The following is a 22,002-nucleotide window of genomic DNA, read 5'->3' on the forward strand; positions in this document are numbered from 1 at the left end:
GGATTGCCAATCATTCAAGCGGTGGAGCGTGCGTTGCGAATTCTCGATCTGTTCGATCAACGCGATACCGAATTGAAAATAACCGAAATCAGCGACCGAATGGGGCTGCACAAAAGTACGGTGCATTCGCTGCTAAAAACACTTCAGGCGCATGGATACATCGATCAGAACCAAGAAAACGGAAAATACCGATTGGGTCTGAAACTGATCGAACGCGGCAATTTTGTCATCCACTCACTGGATATCCGCACGGTTACAAAAAAATATCTGTTGGATCTCTCGGAAAAAACGGGGCTCACCGTCCATCTGGTTATTTTGGACGGGAAAGAAGGCGTATATATTGACAAAGTGGAAGGAATATCCGGTATTGTCATGTATTCCAGAATTGGCCGGAGGGTGCCGGTGCACTCCAGCGCTGTCGGAAAAGTGCTGGTTGCGTTCAAGGAAGCGGAAGAATTGGAAAAATTCCTCGACGGATATGTTTACTTCTCGCAGACGGAAAATACGATCACGAACCGGTCGGATTTTTTGAAAGAGCTGCAGAAAGTGCGCGAGCTCGGTTACGCGATTGATAACCAGGAAAATGAGTTGGGTGTGTACTGTATGGCGGTGCCGATCCGGGATCATACCGGGCAAGTGGCGGCAGCCGTCAGCATGTCCACTCCGGTCACCGGTATCGCAAATGAAAAAACGGACCATTTGTTGTCGTTATTAAAGCAAATGGCAGATAAAGTATCACAGCAGCTGGGATATGGAATTCAGCAACCTGTACTTAAGTGATGGGTTGTAACAGAGGGGGAGTATCAGGTGCGCATCATTCGTTTTCGGAAACATGAAAAAAAGGCTGTGCTTGCGGCGGTTACTGACGAGGATCATATATATTCGCTGCCTTACAAAGACTTTCTGGAAATGGTCAAGGATGCGGACAGGGAGCAGGTTCGGCCGATCGAACGGGTTTGGCAGATTTTGCGAGAGACAGAACCGCTTGCTGTTACGTTGGAACAGCTGGATCTGTTGGTGCCGATAGAAGCGCCGGAAGTATGGGCGGCCGGTGTGACTTACGAAAGAAGCAAGGAAGCAAGAAACTATGAATCTACGGGCGGGAAATTAGATACCACCACTTTTTATGACAAAGTGTATGAAGCGGAGCGCCCGGAGCTGTTTTTAAAATCGACAGCGGCCCGGACGATTGGACCCAACCAGCCGGTATGTTTGCGAAGTGATTCAAATTGGCAAATTCCGGAGCCCGAATTAGGTATGGTGATTGATCAAAATGGACGTATTCTTGGTTACACGATCGGTAATGACATGAGTTCGCGCGATATTGAAGGAGAAAACCCGCTTTATCTGCCGCAGGCTAAAGTGTGGCGAAACTCCTGTGCGATCGGACCTGCGATCCGGCTGGCGGAATCCGTTCAGGATCCATACGATTTTGAAATTGTCTGCCGCATTTTCCGAAACGGTCAGCTGGCGATTGAGGGTGCCGCAAATACCCGGCAATTAAAAAGAAAGTTGCCGGAACTGGTATCTTATCTGACACGTGACAATGTGGTGTTTGACGGGACTGTTTTGTTGACGGGAACCTGTATTGTACCGCCGAACGAATTTACGCTGCAGGACGGGGACCGAATTGAAATCGAAATTTCCGGCATCGGCATGTTGCATAATCCTGTCCAGGCGCAAGCACCTGTAGAGCAGCAGGCGGGGTAAGGGAGGCCAAGATGGAAAACAATTGGAAAGTGGTCATGATGAAGCCGGATGACAATGTGGCTGTTGCGCTCGGTGAAATTCCCTCGGGAACAACTGTCCGGGTTACCTGTCAGGATCGCGTGTTTGATCTCGAACTGATCGATCCGATTGAATTTGGTCATAAGTTTGCGGTCGCACCGATACGCAAAGGGGAAGATGTAATCAAATACGGTGAGGTAATCGGGGTTGCTTCACAGGATATCGCCACCGGTCAGCATGTCCATGTGCACAATGTAGAGGGGAAGCGGGGAAGGGGAGATAAAGCGAATGCCAAATGAAGCCGGTTTTTGGGGATACAGGCGTCCTGACGGTAAAGTGGGGGTGCGCAATCACGTCCTGATTTTGCCGACCATTACTTGCGCCACGCAGGCGGCCAAGCAGATCACAGAACTTGTACAGGGGGCCGTCTCGTTTATTCATCAGCATGGCTGCGCGCAGGTAGGTGTGGATTACGAGCAGACATTTCGCACCTATGCCGGCATGGGCATGAATCCGAACGTTTACGGTGTTGTGGTGTTAGGTTTGGGCTGTGAAACGCATCAGGCCCGCAATGTGGCGGATCATATTGCCCAAACGGGAAAACCTGTTGAGGTTGTCTCCATCCAAGACCATGGCGGTACGTTGGGGGCGATTGCACAGGGTGCCCGGATTGCCGCTAAGATGGTGCAGGACGCTTCCGCATTGATGCGGGAACCTTTTGATTTCAGCGAGTTGATCGTCGGAACGGAATGCGGCGGTTCGGACGCCTGTTCCGGCTTGTCGGCCAACCCGGCGGTTGGCGTGGTAAGCGATATGATCGTGGATCGCGGGGGAACCGCTATTTTGGCTGAAACGACAGAACTGATCGGGGCGGAGCATCTGTTGGCTAACCGGGCTGTCGATGAGACGGTTGCGAAACGGGTGTATGAAGTGATTCAAGCGATGGAAAATCGGGCGATCGCAATGGGCGTGGATATCCGGACCGGCAATCCGAGTCCCGGCAACGTCAAAGGCGGTCTTACCACATTGGAAGAAAAATCGCTGGGAGCGGCTGCAAAAGCGGGCAGCCGACCGCTGCAGGAATTGATTGAATATGCGCAGACTCCCAATAAAAAAGGGCTGGTCTGGATGGATACACCCGGCCATGATATAGAGCAATTGACCGGTATGGCGGCAGGCGGAGCACAGGTGGTGTTATTCACCAGCGGCCGCGGCACACCGACAGGTTCTCCGATTGTACCAGTAATCAAAATTGCCACGAATACGGCCATGTTCGAAAAAATGAACGAAAATATGGATCTGAACGCCGGTACGATCATAGACGGGTCCGAATCGATCGAATCGGTCGGGCAGCGGATTTTTGCCGAGATTGCGGCAGTCAGTTCCGGCAAGCTGACCAAATCGGAAATTCTCAAACAGCATGATTTTGGAATCTGGCGGATCGGTCCTACGTTCTAAAGAAGCGGCGGAATGCTTGGGAACAGGGGCGTTGCTTTATTTTCCTTCCCTTCGAACCGGCGTTATCGAATACCATATGCTCATTCGAAACGGGCATTTATTGGCGGGGTTCTTATATATCCTGTTGTTCATCACTTCCATCCGAAGAATTGTGGCTTATGGCAGGCGACTTCATAAATTAGCCTTCAAGCGGGTTCATATCGCCGCTGTATGTATGGCGTTCCTGGCATGGGCGCTGTCAGGGACCGTAATGTGGCGAATTCACCAGTCGCGGCGGCAGTTTCTTTTGGCTGCGGGCGGTGCGGCTGTTTCGCTGGTTGCAGGCATGCTGGTAAAGTAGTATTGGCCGATTTTAAATCCGATACAGTTGACCGAACCAAAAAGAAAAGGGGTATTTCGGCTCTATAATGTAGCCGATCAGGCATCCCGGATGAATCCGGAAGAGTACCGGCTTGTGGTTGATGGATTGGTAAGCAGGCCGTTGCAGTACAGTCTTTCGGAACTGCAGTCACTGCCGCAGAGTTCGATTGTGCGGGATTTTCACTGTATTACGGGCTGGAGCGTCACGAATGTAGAGTGGATTGGTGTACCGTTGTCTTTTATTTTGCAGCAAGCCAAACCGCTGCCAACAGCCCGGTATATGACCGTCTATTCGTTTGACGGACTCTATACGGACAGCTATACACTTCAACAGTTTCAAGCGGCCGATGTTTTGTTGGCGCTGCGCATGGATGGGGTGGATTTGCCGTCGGCGCATGGAGCGCCCTGCCGCATCCTATTCCCGGCTCTCTATGGGGTCGCGCGTTCCGGACATCTCCACTTGAAATGTAACACCTTGACTGCCGAAATTAGGGCAGTTTTTTTATTAAAAAAATTAAAGAAATACTCCTTTTATTTGATAAATTGGATATAATGGTGTTAAATTTTGTATAAATATGTCGAAAAAGATCGAAAAGTGTATTTTTGATGAATGCCTTATTTGGGAGACCGTTCGTCATGCAATGGGACGTTTGGAGTGATCGTTATTGAAAAGGAAGAAATCGGGACTTTTTTGGAAAGTCTACCTGATTCATATTGTGATCATGGTGCTCTTATTGAGCACCCTTATGTTTACCGCTTATTACAGTTTACCTGAGATGTCCAGGGTCAAGAATCGAAGTATTACAGATGAGACAGTCGTTCGGCTCAAACAACAGATAACCAATGTGACAAACAATTTATATCAAGTTGCCGCTTTGGTACAGAGAAAAGAAGAATTTCTTTCCAACGATTCGGACGTGATGACCGAAGCCATCCGAGATTTGATCCTTTCTTCCGGATTCTTTGATCAGGGTCTGATCCTGGATCAAAATGGGGATGTACTGATCTCCTATAAAGGAGAAGCCACAGATGAGAAAGTCAATCTGGCAAACCAGCCCTATTTTACAGAAGCGGTTCGGACAAAAACTACCTACATCAGTAACATTATTGAGGATTTGAACGGAAAGCGGGTAATTGTGGTATCGGTTCCGGTGTTTAACCTGAAAAACGGGGAGGAACGAATTGTCTGCTTATTCGTTCAGATGGATAAAAACGGTCCATTTCAGTCGATTTTTCAGAGTGTAAATATTGGCGGCGGGGGTTATGCCTATATCGTAGACGGTAACGGCCGTATTCTTTCACACCCGGACATTTCAAGAATCGGTGACAATGTACTGGCCGTTAACCGGGTCGTACAGAAGGTCACACAGCGAGAATCCGGCTATGAGAAAGTCGTTAATTCGAAAGGCGTCAGCATGTATGCCTCCTATACCTATCTGCCCCGTCTTGACTGGGGGATTGTGGCGCAAGTTCCGGAACAGGAGATTTACGCCTCTTTTCGCGATTTTCAAAAGAGCGTATGGGTGATGGCGGTGTTGTCATTTCTGTTTCTGTCGTTCTTGACAGCTGTTTTTACGAAACAGACACTGCGGCCGATACGTCGTTTGTATGAAGCTGTGGAAGCAGTCACACAAGGGAACTATGAGCTGTATCTTGAGGAAAAAGATCAAACGGAACTGGGTCAGCTAACAAGACGGTTCAACCAGATGATTGCCACCATTCGCGATTCCAGGAAACAAATCGAATATCAGGCGTACCATGATTCTTTGACAGGATTGCCAAACAGGACGTTGTTTAAGGATCATCTGGAACGAATTTTGCAAACAGCAAATCTGCGCCAAAAAAAAGCAGCCGTATTGTTTTTGGATCTCGATCGCTTTTATGAAGTAAATGATTCCTTAGGCCATCAGGCGGGGGACCAACTGCTGGTCGAGGTGGGAAAGCGGTTCAACGAGTTGTCGCCGCTGTTTCTGTATCGCCTTGGCGGCGATGAATTTACAGTAATTATACCGGAGATAGACAGTAAAGAAGACGTAGTTGGTACGGTCGAAAATTTAATGTCAAAGTTTGCCGAGCCGTTTGAATTGAAAGGCCGCGAATTTTTTGTCACAGTGAGCATCGGCATCAGTATCTTCCCTGATGACGGGGAGGATGGCAACAGCCTGCTGCAGCATGCCGATACTGCCATGTACAAAGCGAAGGAACAAATGGGAAACAGTCATTGTTTCTTTGAAAAAGAATGGAATTCCAATACGGAATCAAAGCTGAGTTTGACCAGGAAACTGAGAAGGGCGCTGGAAAACGATGAACTGTTGATTTACTATCAACCCAAGTTTCAAATTGCAAGCGGCCAGATCTCTGGCATGGAAGCGCTGCTGCGCTGGTATGACCGGGATACTGGCATGATGGTTCCCCCGAAAGAGTTTATCCCATTGGCAGAAGAATCAGGTCTGATCAGTTCGATTGGCGAATGGGTTTTAAAACACGTATGCACACAAATGAAGCACTGGTTGGAAGGGGGATATCCACCGTTGCGGGTGTCTGTCAATCTTTCCCCGCAGCAGTTTCAAGATGATAAATTTGTAGATACGGTGCGCCGTATTTTGCAGGAAACCGGTTTGTCAGGTGAATATCTTGAATTTGAAATCACGGAACGCGTACTGATGAAAAATGAGGAGACCGTACACCAGGTTCTGCGTACCTTTAAAGAGATGGGAGTTTTCATTTCAATCGACGACTTCGGTACGGGATATTCCTCGCTGAGTTATTTGAAACAATTCCCGATTGATGTTCTGAAAATTGATCAGTCGTTTATCAATAATATTACAAATGATCCGGACAACGCTTCGATTACTTCCGCCATCATTCAACTGGCCCATAATTTGAATGCGGAAGTGATTGCGGAGGGAGTGGAGACGGAAGAACAGCTTCATTTTCTACGGGACAAACAGTGTGACGCAGTGCAGGGATATTTCATCAGCCCGCCTGTTCCGCCGCATGATTTTGCCGGGGTGTTAAAGCAGCATCTGGTATGACTGACGATTTGATTCGTCAGTTTTCTTTACGAACACGTGTTTAAATCGGTGAACGTATGATGTAGCAATGTGTGAAAGGAAGTGAGAGAGTGGCTCGCAAACCGATTATAGGAATCACGGGTTATCACGTGCGGGGCGAAGAAGGTTATGGAGGGACGTTTCGTGGATTGCCCGGACAAGGATTTAGCGTGATGGGGCATGACTACATTCGGGCAGTTATACAATCCGGCGGTATTCCGATTGGTATCCCAGTCGGTGAAAAGGAGGATTGTGCCCAACTTGTGGAAGCGGTGGATGGCTTGTTGTTAAGCGGTGGAGAAGATCTGGATCCGACTTTGTACGGAAGTCATCCTAACCGCCGTTGCGGTGTTCTGGCCCCGGAACGGGATCGGTTTGAAATGGATTTGTTGGAGGAAGCACTTCGCCAACAAAAAACGGTATTGGCGATTTGTCGGGGAATGCAGCTCGTGAATGTCTACTTTGGCGGTACGTTGCATGTGGATTTGTCGAAATCTTCGAAAAAGGTGTTGGCCCATCAGTTTTCCAAGTGTCCCCGCTGGTATCCGGCGCATCGTGTCAAATTGCTATCCCCTATTTTGCAGGCGCTTTACGGGGCGAATGAGATTGCGACGAACAGCTTTCATCATCAGGCTGTAAGAGACATCGGGGCAGGACTGAAAGTCGCGGCCAGAGCGGAAGACGGCATTGTGGAGGCGCTTTTGCATCCTGACCACCCTCAATTATTGGCTTTGCAATGGCATCCAGAAATGATAGCGGTTACAAATCCGGAGGGTTTGATTCCGTTTCGTTGGTTGATCGAACGTTGCATGCCAAAGGGTGTAGAAAATGAACAGCCATCCGTATGACTGGAATTAGGAAGAAGGGGAAGCGGCGTTTAGGGAATGGAAGCCCGCTTCCGCAACTTCCCCTTTTATCGGTTCTACACCAATTCCGGCTTGGGCATCGACAGCCGTTGGTGAGAAAACGACGGCCTGGTTAATACAATTTCAATGAATGGTCTAAAGCGCGGTTCTAACGATTCGATCCGAAGTTTTGACGGAACGTCCTGACTGCTTTTTATTGCAACAGATGAAGCGGTAAACTCGATGTAGTATAATGTCTGCGAGATAATGGAAACGGGGAGGGTGAATATCATGACGGCATCAAATAGCGATATCTTGCTGGGGAGTTTGACGGATCTATCAGATTCAATTCGTCAAAAACGCGTTTCACCGGTTGAAGTAACGCAGCAGGCGCTTGACAGAATTGAGCAAACCAATCCCAAATTAAATGCGTTTATTACCGTTTTGCAGGAAAAGGCGATAGAAAATGCCCGGACAGCAGAACGGGAGATTGTGGAGGGGAATTGGCGGGGGCCATTGCATGGAGTTCCGATTGGATTAAAGGATCTGGTTTTCACAGAAGGGGTTCGAACGACAATGGGGGCCCGTATATTTAAAGATTACATACCGGATTACAGCGCCACTGTTGTTAACAAACTTGAGGAAGCGGGCGCCGTTCTGCTTGGCAAATTAAATACGCATGAGTTTGCGTACGGTCCAACAGGTGACAGATCGTTTTTTGGACCTGTCAAAAACCCTTATGATCTGGAAAAAATTACAGGAGGTTCGAGCAGCGGGTCGGGTGCTGCGGTGGCTGCCGGAATGGTGTTTGCCGCTCTTGGTACTGACACAGGCGGATCAATTCGGATTCCGGCGGCTCACTGTGGGATTGTCGGCATGAAGCCGACATTCGGACGAGTCAGCAAATATGGCGTGTATCCGCTTGCCTGGACATTGGACCACATCGGACCGATGACCCGTACGGTAAGAGATAATGCGATTTTGCTGAATGTATTAGCAGGTTATGACCCGAAAGATCCCTACACGGTTCAGTTGGAAACGGAAGATTTTACACGCCTTCTGGAGCAGGGTGTCAAGAATTCTGTGATTGGCGTCCCGAGCAATTTTTATTTTGATTACTTGGATCCGGAGGTGGAACGGGAAGTTCGCCAAGCGATTGAACTGTTCCGTCGTCTGGGTGCTGATATTCGGGAAATTGAAATCCCCCAGCTGCCCGATACTTTATTGGCGCAACAGATTACGATCAAATCAGAAGCGTACGCGATCCACAGACAGTTGTTGGAGGAGCGGGGGACTGAATACGATGAAGAAGTAAAAGAAAGGCTATTGACCGGCATTGATACGAAGGCGTATGAATATGTGGATGCTCAGGAACTGCGGCAAGCAGGGAGACGGGCATATCTTGAAACGCTGCAGAAAGTAGACCTTCTGCTGGCGCCTGCTACCCCCATTTTGCCTACCCCAATTGGACAGCGTGACATTTTGTTTGGGGGAAAAACCGATAATGTACGGGCTGTCATCACCCGTTTGACAGGCCCCACCAACGTAACGGGTTTGCCAAGTCTTGTGGTGCCCTGCGGGTTTTCTCAGAGCGGACTCCCGATTGGGCTGCAGTTGATTGGAAAGCCATATGAGGAAGCGAACCTCTACCGGTTTGGATATGCTTTCGAGCAGGAAATAGGTTTGCCAAAAGGAAAAAGAGTGTAAAGAACAAACGCCCCTGTACAGGGGCGTTTTTGCGTTGCCAGAAACTGTTTCTATCGGCTGACAGTACAAGGGCAACAAGGCAACCGCCGCCTACGCCGAAGTTTGGCGTTGGCCAGGTTGCTTTGCATAGGTCATTCGCGTGCGGAGTATCCTAAACGGGCGGAGATTTTGCGTCCGATATCGCGAACCTGCTGGGCGCGGAGTTCCAGTTGGCCAGGTTGCATCCGGTGCGTGGGGGCCGAAACGGAAATCGATGCGACGACTTTGCCTGTATGGTCATGAATCGGTGCTGCGACACAGGTAATCCCCAATTCGTTTTCTTCCAGGTCTAACGCAAACCCCTGCTCACGGATCAGTTGTAAGTTGTCCAACAGATCATCGAGGTTGGCGATTGTATGTGGGGTATGCGGTTCCATCCCATATTGGCGGATAATTTCACGAACCTGCGCTTCCGGCAGGTGAGCCAAAATTGCCTTGCCGACCCCTGTGCAGTGAACGGGAGCACGATGACCGACGCGGCTGTGCATGCGAATCGTTTCCGTACCTTCCACTTTCTCAATATATACGACATCCCCTTTGTCTAATACAACCAGGTGGATAACTTCGTTTGTCAGATCGGCCAGTTGCTGCAGATAGGGCATTGCCTCCCGTCTGACATCCAAACTGCTGAGCAGTCGTGACGATACTTCCAACAGTTTGTATCCCAGTTTGTATCGTTCCGTTTCCGGGTCTTGTTGGATGTAACCGAGCCGGGACAATGTGGAGAGGACACGGTGAACGGTACTTTTCTGCATCTTCATTTCGTTTGCCAGTTCTGTTACGCCAACCCCGTTTCGGGCAAGACTTACCTGCTCCAAAATGTGCATGGCTCGTTCTACTGATTTGACCCCGTCTTCCATTTTGATGACACCTTCCCTCGAGGGGAGCATATCAAAATCAACAAGTTGTATGCAACTTCGTAAGTAGTAAAAAAAAATCTCTATTTACGAATTAACTCACAAATGATATGATTTTTATAGTTTAGGAACACCGTTCCGTAATTCGGAACAAAAATAACGATTGTTGCAATTAAAAACTTTGTGGGAGGTTTAACCATGGCAAACAATTACCCTGCAGGCGTTGAATTTAAAGGGAACATCACGCCAGAATTTGCGGAAATCCTGACTCCGGAGGCAGTTGCTTTCGTTGCCGAACTGCATCGCAAATATAATCCGACGCGGGAAGCACTTCTGAAAAAACGGGATGAACGGCAGAAGGAAATCGATGCTGGCAAGCTTCCAGACTTCCTGCCGGAAACGGAGCATATTCGAAAAGGCGATTGGAAAGTAGCTCCGATACCGGCCGATTTACAAGACCGCCGGGTGGAAATCACAGGCCCGTCCGCTGACCGCAAGATGGTGATTAATGCGCTGAATTCGGGCGCCAAAGTCTTCATGGTCGATTTTGAGGATGCCAACTCTCCGACATGGGATAACCAGCTGCAAGGACAAATTAATCTGCGCGACGCCATTCGCCGCCAAATTGACTACGTAAGTGCGGAAGGAAAAGAATACAAACTGAACGAAAAAGTGGCGGTTCTGATTGCTCGCCCACGCGGTTGGCACATGGTGGAAAAACACATGCTCGTTGACGGTCAACCGGTTTCCGGCAGCATTTTCGATTTCGCTCTGTACTTCTTCCACAATGCAAAAGAACTGCTCAGCCGCGGTTCTGGCCCATACTTCTATCTGCCCAAAATGGAAAGCCATTTGGAAGCTCGCCTGTGGAACGACATTTTCGTGGATGCGCAGAACAAGCTGGGAATTCCGCAAGGGACAATCAAGGCTACGGTTCTGGTGGAAACGATTTTGGCAACGTTTGAAATGGATGAAATCCTGTATGAACTGCGTGAACATATTGCCGGTATGAACTGCGGCCGTTGGGACTATATTTTCAGCTACATCAAGAAGCTTCGCAACCAACCGAACGTGATTCTGCCCGACCGCGGACAGGTTACGATGACCGTTCCGTTCATGCGAGCGTACAGCCTGTTTACAATCAAGACCTGCCACAAGCGCGGCGCATTTGCTATCGGCGGTATGGCTGCGCAGATTCCGGTGAAAAACGACCCGGTTGCCAACGAAGAAGCGTTCGCAAAGGTACGCGCCGATAAAGAGCGGGAAGCAAACGACGGTCACGATGGCACATGGGTGGCGCATCCGGGGCTTGTGCCAGTGGCATTGGAAGTGTTCAACCGCGTCATGCCGCAGCCGAATCAAGTCGACAAGCAGTTGGACGATTTTACTGCAACGGCGGAAGAACTGTTGGCCGTTCCGGAAGGGATGATCACGGAGGCGGGTCTCCGCAACAACATCAGCGTAGGCATCCAATATACAGAAGCCTGGTTGCGCGGCTCCGGTGCAGTGCCGATTTTCAACCTGATGGAAGATGCAGCAACGGCTGAAATCTCCCGGACGCAGGTATGGCAGTGGCTCCATCATCCGAAAGGCGTTTTGAATGACGGCCGTAAAGTTACGGTGGAATTGGTTGACCAACTGATCAAAGAAGAACTGGAAAAAGTGAAAACCGCGATCGGTGAGCAGCGTTATAACGCAGGTAAATTCGACGTGGCGACAGACCTGTTCCGCAAAATGGTAGTTACGGAAGAATTTTATGATTTCTTGACTACTCCGGCATACGAATTCCTGGGATAAACGCATAATGACACAGCCCGCATCGACAAGGATGCGGGCTTTTTCAAAAGAGGGGGCTTCTGAATGAATTTCGACCCGATGTATCAGCCGTATCCTTCCAGGCGTACGCCCGTTTATGCCAAAAATGGAATGGTGGCCGCTTCGCAACCGCTTGCCGCAGAAGCCGGTCTGGCAATCTTGCGAAAAGGCGGCAATGCTATCGATGCGGCGATTGCGACAGCCGCCTGTCTGACAGTGGTTGAACCGACGCAGAACGGAATTGGCGGAGATGCATTTGCACTGGTCTGGGCAGAAGGAAAGCTGTATGGACTGAATTCCAGCGGACCGGCCCCAAAACGTCTTTCCGTCGATGAATTGGAAAAGGCGGGCATTAAACAACTCCCGACCACCGGTATGATTCCGGTGACGGTGCCCGGTACGCCGGGTGCATGGGCGCAACTGTCGCGGCGATTTGGCAAGCTGTCATTTGCAGAACTGTTGCGACCGGCAATCGAATACGCCGAACAGGGGTTTCCTGTATCTCCGTTGTGTGGGTTTTTATGGGAAAAGGCCTACAGTCAGTACCGCACTCAACTGCAGGGAGAACAGTTTAAAAGTTGGTTTGACACGTTTGCCCCACGCGGAAGAGCCCCGCATATCGGTGAAATTTGGCGTTCTTCCGATCATGCCCGTACGCTGCAACTGATCGCCGAATCGAATGGGGAATCGTTTTACCGTGGGGAGTTGGCTGAAAAGATTGACCGGTTTTTCCGACAATATGGGGGGTATTTGCAGTTTGATGACCTGGCGGCATTTCAGCCGGAATGGGTGGAACCGATTCATGTCAAATACCGGGAGCATGAAGTGTGGGAAATCCCGCCGAACGGGCACGGTTTGGTGGCGTTGATGGCGCTTAACATATTGAACGGGTTTGATTTTGCGGAGCGAGATACGGTGGAGACGCTGCACAAACAAATCGAAGCGATAAAATTGGCGTACGCGGACGGAAAAACTTACATCGCGGAACGTTCCAGCATGAAAGTAAGCGTGGATGATCTGCTGTCGGAAGCGTATGCAGAGGAACGACGAAAGCTGATAGGAGAACAGGCGTTGCAACCGATGCCCGGCAAGCCGCCGCAGAGCGGGACCGTTTATTTATGCACGGCTGACGGGGAAGGGAATATGGTGTCTTATATTCAGAGCAATTATATGGGATTTGGTTCTGGACTTGTAGTGCCCGGAACAGGAATCAGTCTGCATAACCGGGGACATAATTTCACACTTGATCGAAATCATGTCAATTGTCTGGAACCGGGTAAGCGGCCGTATCATACGATCATTCCCGGATTTTTGACAAAAGGCGGCCGACCGGTGGGGCCGTTCGGTGTAATGGGTGCGTTTATGCAGCCGCAGGGTCATTTGCAGGTCGTTATGAATATGGTGGACTTTGGCCTGAATCCGCAGGCGGCGCTGGACGCTCCCAGATGGCAGTGGATGGAAGGGAAAAGAGTTGAAATGGAACACACCGTTCCGCCGCATTTAGCCCATGCGTTGGCAGGACGGGGACATGATATTCAGTACGCGCTTCATTCCAACCATTTTGGACGGGGACAAATCATACACAGATTAGAGAACGGCGTGTTGGTGGGAGGATCTGAACCCCGCACGGACGGTCAAGCGGCTGCCTGGTAAGCAGCCGCTATCACTTTAGACCCAGTTGTCACCACCGCCGCCATTATCATATCCACCGCCGTTATCATACCCGCCGTCATTGCCGTAGCTGCCGCTATCGTTATAACCGGAATCATCTGCGTGATTCCAACCTCCGGCATTGGGGTCGTATCCACCGTCTGCGGGCAGACGGTTCATCAGATCGTCAATCTCATGCTGCTGCAAAATGTTTTGTTGCTGCAGTTCCTGTAACATGCGATCTTCATCCAGAGAGTTGAAATAATTATATTGCTCTGCGTTTATGCGGCCCTGTTCAAACAACCAGGAAAGCAGCGCACCCGTGGCCATGCCGCCGGCAAACATTCCCAGGCCGCTGCCCATGCCTTCGCCGAATCCATTTGGCGGATACATATTCGGTCCATAATGGGGTTGTGAGTATGTTTGACTGCCGGAATACCGGTTCCGCGTCAAGGGACGGATAATAAGAAAATAAATTAACAAAATCACGATGATGATGGAAACAAGCGACATACCGGTTCCTCCATTCATTGATTGGTTCTATTCATTATATCCTTTTTAAGCCGCATGAAGAAACTGTGATTGCACAAACTACTTGTGTCTAGAAAATCCTGTTTGTGAAAGGAGATCGGATGCATGCAGCAACAGACGGGACAAAGTCAGCCCTTGCAAACGCAGACCGGCACTCAGCCGCGCATGAAAACGCCACCGCAGGTGATCACCACCAAAGATCATATGTATTTGAAAGACCTTGTCATGGACACTGCTGGCCATGAAGAAATGTGCCCATTTTGCCCAGGAATGTCAGGATCAGGAGATTCGCCAGTTAATCGATCAGACGGGTCAAATGCATCTTCGCCACTATAACATGCTGCTGCAGCAATTGATGACGAACAACCGGCAGGGAATGCAGCAGGTGCCGCAATCGGCAGGGCAGACAGCAAGCCAGCAACCGTCCGATTTTCAAAAAACGGGGTATCCGCCCTTAATGTAAATGGAAAGGAGGAAGAACATGACACAGCAACAGGCCAACCAGATTAAAAACCCGAAACCGGCCGGTGAACCAAAGGCAAAAGGGCCGCAGATGAATGACCGGGACCGGATCAATGATATATTGGCGATGGAGAAATATATGACAGACAGCTTGAACACAGCGGTGCGGGAAGCAAGTCACGATACGCTGCATCAAACGATGATGACTATTTTAAATGAAACGCATCAATGCCAACGCAACATTTTCAATAAGATGTTCGAAAAGGGATGGTATACGCTTGAGGCGGAAGATCAGCAAAAGGTGAACCAGACGCTTCAACAGTTCCAAAACTATGCGTCTCAGTTTCCTTACGGCAATATGAGCGGCAGCATGACGCATTAAACCAAAAACTGCCAGGTTTATATATCAGTAATTTGCGCATTATAGAATTACACCACTGAAAAGGAGGAAGTAAACATGGCAAACAATCGTAATCAAAAACTGGTTTCCGGTGCAGCGCAAGCTCTTGATCAAATGAAATATGAAATTGCTCAAGAGTTCGGAATCGAACTGGGTGCAGACCAAACTTCCCGCCAAAATGGTTCGGTTGGTGGAGAAATCACGAAGCGCCTGGTGAAGTTTGCAGAGCAAGCTTTATCTGGCCGTCAACAATAATTCAATCAAAATCGAATCCTAATATAAGGAGCCTCCGGCAGGAGGCTTTCTTCATGAGCGGGCCTATTGGGAGATGAACGAACTTCCCCTCAAAAGGGAATAATAGGATAACGTCGAATAAAAGAATAGTTGTTGTTGAAAAATCTGGTGTACGGTGTCTGTGGCAGGAGGGATCAGCGTGAGTGATACATATATCGTATCGATGGAATGGGTGAAAGATCAGATCGCAAAAGAGAATGTCGGGGAACAAGTTCGTCTGATTGACTGCCGGTTTGTATTGGGGCAGCCGGAAATCGGCAAACAGGATTATCGGAAAGAACATTTGCCGGGTGCATTTCATTTTGATTTGGATCAAGATTTGGCAAGCAGCGTTCAAACGCACGGAGGACGTCACCCGTTGCCAGATCTGGAAAAATTCGCCGAATTACTAGGCGAAACGGGAATCGATGATACGCTCACCGTTGTGGCATATGACGACCAGGGTGGTATGATGGCGTCCCGTCTTTGGTGGATGCTGCATTATCTGGGGCACCCAAAAGTGTATGTGATGGACGGTGGTTTCTCGCAGTGGAAAGGCAACGGGTATCCGGTTACGCGGGAATTGCCTGCACCTGTAAAGAAACGAACGTTCCGCATCCGGCTTCAACGGGACGCAGTGGTGCCTATGGAGGAAGTAAAAGCGAAACTGGGGAAAGCGGGAACCGTCTTGATTGATTCGCGGGAAGAAAAACGATATTTGGGTATTGAGGAACCGATCGACCGCGTGGCGGGGCATATCCCGGGAGCCGTCAATTATTTCTGGAAAGAATCCTTGAATCCAGAAGGCTTTTGGAAAACGGTGGACGAACAAAAGAAGCGGTTTCAGGACCTCAACCCTGCAGATGAAGTGATTGTGTACTGCGGATCGGGTGTCAGCGCATGTCCCAATATTCTGGCGCTGAAACAGGCTGGTTTTCCGAATGTTCGTTTGTATGCGGGCAGTTGGAGCGATTGGATTACCTATCCTGAAAATCCGGTTGCAAATGGCAAAGAGCAATGAAAATCATCGTGGTGGAAGGTAAAAAAGACAAGGAACGGCTGCTGCAGGTGCTTGATGAACCGGTTGCGTTCGTCTGCACAAACGGGACGTTAAGTGAAGAAAAATTGGAATCGTTGATTTGGCCGTTACAGGACGAAGAACAGGTGTACATATTCGTGGATGCCGACGATTCGGGAAACAAACTGCGCAGTCAACTAAAAAGGGAACTCCCGAACGCCAAACATCTGTATACGCGAAAAATCTACCGACAGGTGCAGGATACGCCGCTTGAGCACCTTGCCGAAGTGCTGTTCAAAGCTAAGTTTGAAGTAGTGTTGGAGTAGGGGAATCACTCCCTCTACTAAGGTTATATATTGAATTACGCCTTGGCAGAAGTTTTTTTTATCGCTTTGCGTAGGGCGGTTTCACTAATCTTGCCTTGTACGAACGCCATAATGAGGTTGGTGTCCAGCTTGTTGGCCGATTTTTTAGAGTTGGTTTTACCCGTTGCAATCACTCTCCCAAAAGACTGTTACTAGCAGTCTAGTCAGGAACTTGCAAGATTATACGCCAGATGGAAAAACAGAAAAGAACAGGCACCGCGATCCCTTTCGGAAACGTGATGCCTGTTTGATAGATTTGCTAAACGCGTATGATCTTACTTCGTTACTTCTTCATAGAACTGTTCTGCTTCTGTGGAACCGGTGAGAGCCGTTGTAGAAGAGGTTCCGCCCGATACTACCTGTGAAACTTCGTCAAAGTATCCTGTACCTACTTCACGCTGATGTTTCGTAGCGGTGTAACCATGAACTTCAGCTGCAAATTCTGCTTGCTGCAGCTCCGCATAGGCAGCCATGCCACGATCTCTGTACCCGCGGGCGAGCTCGAACATGCTGTAGTTGAGGGCGTGGAAGCCAGCCAGTGTGACGAATTGGAATTTATAGCCCATTTCACCAAGTTCATATTGGTATTTCTCGATGGTTGCATCATCCAGTTTTTTCTTCCAGTTGAAGGAGGGGGAGCAGTTGTATGCCAACAGTTTGCCGGGGAACTGTGCATGAATCGCTTCCGCAAAACGGCGTGCTTCGTCCAGATTCGGTTCAGACGTTTCACACCAAATCAGGTCTGCATAGGGGGCGTAAGCGAGTCCTCTTGCAATTGCCTGATCCAGGCCAGCCCGCACGCGGAAGAATCCTTCTGTTGTACGCTCGCCGGTAATGAATTCACGGTCACGCGGATCTACGTCGCTGGTCAACAAATTCGCAGCGTTTGCGTCGGTGCGTGCTACCAGAATGGTGGGTACGCCCATTACGTCTGCAGCCAAGCGAGCTGCAACCAGATTGCGAACAGCGGCTTGCGTCGGGATCAACACTTTACCGCCCATGTGACCGCATTTTTTCTCAGATGCGAGCTGATCTTCAAAGTGAACGCCTGCCGCACCTGCTTCAATCATCGCTTTCATCAGTTCGAATACGTTCAACGGCCCGCCAAAACCTGCCTCTGCATCCGCAACGATCGGTGCGAACCAGTGGATATCCCCTTTGCCTTCCGAGTGTTGAATTTGATCGGCACGCTGCAGCGCCTGATTAATGCGTTTTACAACCTGTGGCACGCTGTTTGCCGGATACAATGACTGGTCAGGATACATTTGGCCTGCCAGATTTGCATCAGCTGCTACTTGCCAGCCGCTCAGATAGATGGCTTTCAAACCGGCTTTTACTTGTTGCACCGCCTGATTGCCGGTGAGTGCGCCGAGAGCGTGCACATGGTGTTCGGTGTGCAGCAGATGCCACAAACGCTCAGCTCCCAAACGGGCAAGCGTGTGTTCAATTTGGACAGAACCGCGCAAACGAACTACATCCTCAGCGGAATAGGTACGTTCGATTCCTTTCCAACGATCTGCTTTCCAGCTTTCCTGAACTTCACGAATTTCTTGTTCGCGTGACATGATTTTCCTCTCCTCCTGGAATGAATTGCCCCTTGTGTATTATATAACACTAAAATTGTTTATGTGTGTACTATAACACGACTGCCGGATTGTGGCAAGTGTTTTTCTTGCGGAAATTTTTCAAAAAGTAAAGTGAACAGAAACCCTAAATCTGCTTATTAAAAAGTAAACAGAGTTGTCGATCGATGAAAAAAAGCCCTTGCGGGGCTTGAAAATAAAATCAGATGTCCTTGCATTAGTTTGCAGTCATTTCGCCATTATAATCAGGAATTTAACTTGTCCATTTTCACCTGTTAGATAATTTGTTTGAAAATTTTTCTGAGAAGCGGGGTAAGAGAAGAGACGAATTCTTCCACTCCCGAGATGACAAGGTGCGATCTGCCGTAGATGTTTTTCATAACATCAACATCCCGCTCTGTAATCTCTTCTTTGGAAAGAAACACACCGATGACTTCCATTCCTTTTTTTCTTGCCTCATAAACCGCCTCGTATGTGTCTTTAATCCCATTTTCGACATAATTAAAGGCTGCTGGCTCTCCGTCAGTGAAGATAATCATAAATTTGCGTTTTTCGCTTCGTTTTAAAAAACCTTCTGTTTCTTTGCGGATAATATAGCCGTCGCGATTGTCCTCTTTTGCTGAAAGCTGCAGGATAAGCGATCCACTTTCTTGCAGAGAATTTTGGAAGGAGAAAATCCGTTTTAGATAATTAGGCTGTTTTTTCTCGTCCGCCATCATCCCATCTTCCCAAAAACCGCTTATCTGATGAGGGATGGATTGTCTTTTTAACACCTCATGCAGAAGTGCGATCGTTTTTTGGACCGGCTCGATTTTATCCATCATAGAAGAAGAACAGTCCACTAAAATGGAAAAGGCGGCGTCGATCTGTTTGCTTTCTGCCTGTTTTTTATAAAAAAGACGCGGATTTTCTTCTGTATAGAACCGGATGAGTTTCTTTCCCAATCTTCCGATTAACCGGTCGTTTTGGCTGTCATTTTGTTTTTTCTCCAACATTTTTTGAATGCTTGCTTCAAGCTTTTTTCGAAAAACGGCAATTTCTTGCAGGATTTGTCCATATTTGATTTTCTCTTCTTCACTTGCCTCTTTCGGATTTAAAATCGTGAGCTCTGCATGTTGATTTTCAATACCGTACGGGTGCAATTTTTCCTTTTTTATAATTTTTTCAGGCATTTGATCGGTATAAATGTTTTGTTTGCTTCTTGCTGCCATTCCTTGAATGACGGCAAGCACCTGATCTCCCGAATCACTTACTCTTTCTGTATCGGATAATAATTTACTTGAAGAGCCTTGATTAATATCAAATTGAAGAAACGATTCATTTGGCGTTTGACTTTCCCGGTGCCAGGTGGGCATTTTTTCTTTTACGCCACCGTTCTCTTTTGTTTCTACAGAGCCGGATTGTTTTGGATTCGGTTTTCTTTTGAGTTCATCAAATGTTTTATGATGCCCGATTTCATATGTGCGATATTGGGCTTTCATATCTTGATCGAGCAGGTTTTCTGTTAAGATTTTCTCAATAAATGGCTGTACCTCGCGTTGCGATGTAAATTTTGGCAGCTTTACATCCCATTTTGTTTCAACGAATTGATTTTTTGTAAGCAGAGAGAGAGAAAAATAAAACGCCTCTGCATCCTGTTTGTTCTGTAGAGCGGATACGATTTCCCGGTTTAGGGTAATGACCAGCTCATCATTTCTTTGCTTTAAAAAGGCCTTCATTCCAGGTCGCAGGCTCTTGATGAGCGTTTCAATTCGATATTCCTCCAGCAGAAGATAAAGATGCTTTTTTAGCGTCGTAAGTTTTTGCTCTTTAATGCTTTGCAGATAATCCTGCGTGATTTGCGGATCTGAAAAATGCCATTCTCCAAATGCTTTTAAATACAGCTCTGCTTTTAAAAGACGTCTTTGTTTTTCGATCGGATAACTTTCCCAAAGGGAAGGCAGATAAAAGGTTTTACTGCTGGGACTGTAGTAGCTGTGATAGCCGATTTTTACCTGTATCTCTTTTTCTTTTGCCAAAGCTTTTGCAAGATTCGTTAACATTGAAACAAGCGATGTGTTGGATCGGTTGTCGGAGAAGGATAAAAATTTCATGATTTTATTCTCCTTCAAAATATGTCTCGGATAAATTGATGACAAGCTCTCTTTCTTTTTCATCTTCCAGTTTATCTGCAATCGCTCGTTTAATCGCTCGAAGCGGCGGAAGATAGAGCGTAAGATCCAATGCATCGATCAAGGCTCGAATGGACCCAGCCTCTTCCGAGAGATGTCCGTTTTTAACTTCTTGAATAACATCTTTTGAAAAGGAGATGAACGGATCATAGAGATCATCGTTTTTTTGTTTGGATTGTTCGATGAAAATTTTTCTTAAAATCTCCCCGGATACATAAGGCACTTCAATCACGATAAAGCGGTTTTTCAACGCCTCATTCAGCGGTGTTGTTCCGATATAGCCTTCATTGATGGAGGCGATCACACAAAAATCCTCATGTGCAGTAATGCTCTCTTGGGTAAACGGATTGACGATAGTTCTGCGGTAATCCAAAATCCCATTTAGGATCGGAAGCGTTTCCGGTTTTGCCATATTGATTTCATCGATGTATAACAGGTGACCTTGTTTCATCGCTTTGATCACCGGTCCTTCGACAAATTCAATGGTTCCATTTACAAGCGTTTTAAAACCCAAAAGAGCTTCCGCATCCAAATCAACCGAACAGTTGACCTGTTGCACGGGAAGATGAAAGAACGCGGCGATGCTTTCGGATAATTTGGTTTTTCCGGATCCGGTCGGTCCTTTTAGCAAAATGTTTTTTCCAAGCGATAAGGACATGGCTGCATCATAAAAGATGCTTTCATCGTCGGAGAGGTATCCGCCTTTTATCTGTAAAGTGATTTTTTCTTTTCTTTTTTTGATCTTATCTTGTAGCTCATTTGGTAGTGGAAACATAGACTCCGTCCTTCCTGGTGTATCTTTTTCTCTTTTATATTTTAACAAAAATCCTAACTCCTCTTGTAGATAAGGAAACTAGTCCCAATGGTGGTCCGTCGACGAAAACGCAACGTCCATGTTGCATCGTCGACACTAGACCGTCCATGGTCGTCGTGACAAATGCCCGTTGACCGTTTGTACTCGTGAGTGAAAGGGCTTGTCACTTTGGCGGGTGAAACCTGGCTTCCGCCTGCGCCGGGGGCTTGGCGGAAGCCAGGTTTTCTTTACACGAATAGAAAGGTTAGCGTGCTCCGGTACCTGTTGTCAGTTCTTGCTGCACACCGGGCGGCAGTCGCGGCGGAATATAGGCTAACGGTTCATCGAACTCCGCATAGTCAAAGTTGACGAGCAGCATGAGATAGCGTTTGCCTGTTGTAGGGTCACTCAGGATAAGGTGGTCGCGTCCCGCTGTTTCAATTCTTCCGCGAATCACCCGTGCGTTCCATTCCGGATTGTTTTCAAACGTAAAATAGAAATTACCGACTTTACCGCGGTTAAACCGCAAGATGTTTTCAATATAGGATTCTTCCACAGTGCCAGGAACACCTGTATCGGGAAGCATGGGAAGCGGCACCGTTTGCGACGGAACGGGGAATGGGGCGCCGCTGGGTCTTGGAACAGCTGCGGCTGCAGCGCCTGGCTGCGCAGTCCCGGCATATGGGTAAAACGGTTGTTGATAGGGGAAATAATACATACTTTTTTCACTCCCTTTTTCATGTGAATCGATTGATGATCACTTATAATGTATTTTTCAGACGAGAAATGGGAACTTGCCCATTCTCAATCGTGCGCTTGGCAAGCGCCTATTTTTTAAACAGCATGGAAAGGGAGAGAGCAAATCCTCTCCTGAAGGTTGCTTCGATAAAGGCT

At 48.2% G+C, this 22,002-nt stretch carries 22 protein-coding genes; 16 read left to right on the plus strand and 6 right to left on the minus strand.

Going from position 1 to position 22,002, the window contains the following annotated elements; translation table 11 throughout:
* Positions 1 to 3 precede the first annotated feature (3 nt).
* From skT53_RS13310 to skT53_RS13350, 9 genes are all read left to right on the plus strand, one after another.
* Positions 4 to 780 carry an IclR family transcriptional regulator gene (locus skT53_RS13310; RefSeq protein ID WP_200757785.1) on the plus strand — a complete coding sequence of 259 codons (777 nt, stop codon included), beginning with the start codon at positions 4 to 6 and terminating at the stop codon, positions 778 to 780.
* Positions 781 to 807: 27 nt separating this feature from the next.
* Positions 808 to 1,710: a fumarylacetoacetate hydrolase family protein gene (locus skT53_RS13315; RefSeq protein WP_200757793.1), complete on the plus strand. Its 903-nt coding sequence runs from the start codon at positions 808 to 810 to the stop codon at positions 1,708 to 1,710.
* 11 nt (positions 1,711 to 1,721) lie between these two features.
* Positions 1,722 to 2,027, plus strand: coding sequence for a UxaA family hydrolase (locus skT53_RS13320; RefSeq protein ID WP_200757795.1), 306 nt, complete (start codon positions 1,722 to 1,724; stop codon positions 2,025 to 2,027).
* Positions 2,017 to 3,186, plus strand: a complete 1,170-nt coding sequence (locus tag skT53_RS13325; protein ID WP_200757797.1) for a UxaA family hydrolase — start codon at positions 2,017 to 2,019, stop codon at positions 3,184 to 3,186. The genes skT53_RS13320 and skT53_RS13325 overlap by 11 nt, the downstream gene beginning before the upstream one ends.
* 16 nt (positions 3,187 to 3,202) lie before the next feature.
* Complete coding sequence (locus skT53_RS13330) at positions 3,203 to 3,526, plus strand: hypothetical protein (RefSeq protein ID WP_200757798.1); 324 nt, start codon at positions 3,203 to 3,205, stop codon at positions 3,524 to 3,526.
* Between the two features lie 90 nt (positions 3,527 to 3,616).
* Entirely contained in the window at positions 3,617 to 4,099 is a 483-nt protein-coding gene (locus skT53_RS13335; protein ID WP_200757800.1) for a molybdopterin-dependent oxidoreductase, read from the plus strand.
* A 112-nt stretch (positions 4,100 to 4,211) separates the two neighbouring features.
* Entirely contained in the window at positions 4,212 to 6,581 is a 2,370-nt protein-coding gene (locus skT53_RS13340; RefSeq protein WP_200757802.1) for a bifunctional diguanylate cyclase/phosphodiesterase, read from the plus strand.
* A gap of 89 nt (positions 6,582 to 6,670) precedes the next feature.
* A complete protein-coding gene (locus tag skT53_RS13345) occupies positions 6,671 to 7,447 on the plus strand; it encodes a gamma-glutamyl-gamma-aminobutyrate hydrolase family protein (RefSeq protein WP_200757804.1) in 777 nt (258 codons plus the stop codon).
* A 288-nt stretch (positions 7,448 to 7,735) separates the two neighbouring features.
* Positions 7,736 to 9,151, plus strand: a complete 1,416-nt coding sequence (locus tag skT53_RS13350; RefSeq protein ID WP_200757806.1) for an amidase — start codon at positions 7,736 to 7,738, stop codon at positions 9,149 to 9,151.
* 131 nt (positions 9,152 to 9,282) lie between these two features.
* Here skT53_RS13350 and skT53_RS13355 read toward each other — a convergent pair whose 3' ends face one another.
* Positions 9,283 to 10,050: an IclR family transcriptional regulator gene (locus skT53_RS13355; RefSeq protein ID WP_200757808.1), complete on the minus strand. Its 768-nt coding sequence runs from the start codon at positions 10,048 to 10,050 to the stop codon at positions 9,283 to 9,285.
* A 195-nt stretch (positions 10,051 to 10,245) separates the two neighbouring features.
* Here skT53_RS13355 and aceB point away from each other — a divergent pair, with 195 nt between their 5' ends.
* The gene (aceB, locus tag skT53_RS13360) at positions 10,246 to 11,844 is read left to right on the plus strand and encodes a malate synthase A (protein ID WP_200757810.1); all 1,599 of its coding nucleotides are present in this window, start codon (positions 10,246 to 10,248) and stop codon (positions 11,842 to 11,844) included.
* Between the two features lie 63 nt (positions 11,845 to 11,907).
* Positions 11,908 to 13,515, plus strand: coding sequence for a gamma-glutamyltransferase family protein (locus tag skT53_RS13365; RefSeq protein WP_200757812.1), 1,608 nt, complete (start codon positions 11,908 to 11,910; stop codon positions 13,513 to 13,515).
* A gap of 15 nt (positions 13,516 to 13,530) precedes the next feature.
* On the opposite strand, the gene skT53_RS13370 is transcribed toward skT53_RS13365, so the two are convergent.
* Entirely contained in the window at positions 13,531 to 14,025 is a 495-nt protein-coding gene (locus skT53_RS13370) for a hypothetical protein (RefSeq protein WP_200757814.1), read from the minus strand.
* 259 nt (positions 14,026 to 14,284) lie between these two features.
* On the opposite strand from skT53_RS13370, the gene skT53_RS13375 reads away from it, so the two are divergent.
* The 5 genes from skT53_RS13375 to skT53_RS13395 all read left to right on the plus strand — a co-directional run bounded on the left by skT53_RS13375 (position 14,285) and on the right by skT53_RS13395 (position 16,522).
* A complete protein-coding gene (locus skT53_RS13375) occupies positions 14,285 to 14,506 on the plus strand; it encodes a hypothetical protein (protein WP_404828869.1) in 222 nt (73 codons plus the stop codon).
* Positions 14,507 to 14,524: 18 nt separating this feature from the next.
* On the plus strand, positions 14,525 to 14,887 hold the full coding sequence (locus skT53_RS13380; protein ID WP_200757816.1) for a spore coat protein: 363 nt from the start codon (positions 14,525 to 14,527) through the stop codon (positions 14,885 to 14,887).
* A gap of 75 nt (positions 14,888 to 14,962) precedes the next feature.
* On the plus strand, positions 14,963 to 15,160 hold the full coding sequence (locus tag skT53_RS13385; protein ID WP_200757818.1) for an alpha/beta-type small acid-soluble spore protein: 198 nt from the start codon (positions 14,963 to 14,965) through the stop codon (positions 15,158 to 15,160).
* Between the two features lie 202 nt (positions 15,161 to 15,362).
* The gene (locus tag skT53_RS13390) at positions 15,363 to 16,199 is read left to right on the plus strand and encodes a sulfurtransferase (protein WP_200760987.1); all 837 of its coding nucleotides are present in this window, start codon (positions 15,363 to 15,365) and stop codon (positions 16,197 to 16,199) included.
* A complete protein-coding gene (locus skT53_RS13395; RefSeq protein ID WP_200757820.1) occupies positions 16,196 to 16,522 on the plus strand; it encodes a toprim domain-containing protein in 327 nt (108 codons plus the stop codon). The genes skT53_RS13390 and skT53_RS13395 overlap by 4 nt, the downstream gene beginning before the upstream one ends.
* A 314-nt stretch (positions 16,523 to 16,836) precedes the next feature.
* On the opposite strand, the gene aceA is transcribed toward skT53_RS13395, so the two are convergent.
* The 4 genes from aceA to gerQ form a co-directional block, all read right to left on the minus strand.
* Positions 16,837 to 18,126, minus strand: coding sequence for an isocitrate lyase (gene aceA / locus skT53_RS13400; RefSeq protein ID WP_200757822.1), 1,290 nt, complete (start codon positions 18,124 to 18,126; stop codon positions 16,837 to 16,839).
* 293 nt (positions 18,127 to 18,419) lie between these two features.
* On the minus strand, positions 18,420 to 20,237 hold the full coding sequence (locus skT53_RS13405) for a vWA domain-containing protein (protein WP_200757824.1): 1,818 nt from the start codon (positions 20,235 to 20,237) through the stop codon (positions 18,420 to 18,422).
* 4 nt (positions 20,238 to 20,241) lie between these two features.
* Positions 20,242 to 21,090 carry an ATP-binding protein gene (locus skT53_RS13410; RefSeq protein ID WP_200757826.1) on the minus strand — a complete coding sequence of 283 codons (849 nt, stop codon included), beginning with the start codon at positions 21,088 to 21,090 and terminating at the stop codon, positions 20,242 to 20,244.
* A gap of 283 nt (positions 21,091 to 21,373) precedes the next feature.
* Positions 21,374 to 21,826, minus strand: coding sequence for a spore coat protein GerQ (gerQ, locus tag skT53_RS13415; RefSeq protein ID WP_200757828.1), 453 nt, complete (start codon positions 21,824 to 21,826; stop codon positions 21,374 to 21,376).
* Positions 21,827 to 22,002: the final 176 nt, after the last annotated feature.

The organism is Effusibacillus dendaii (assembly GCF_015097055.1).
Lineage (GTDB): Bacteria > Bacillota > Bacilli > Tumebacillales > Effusibacillaceae > Effusibacillus > Effusibacillus dendaii.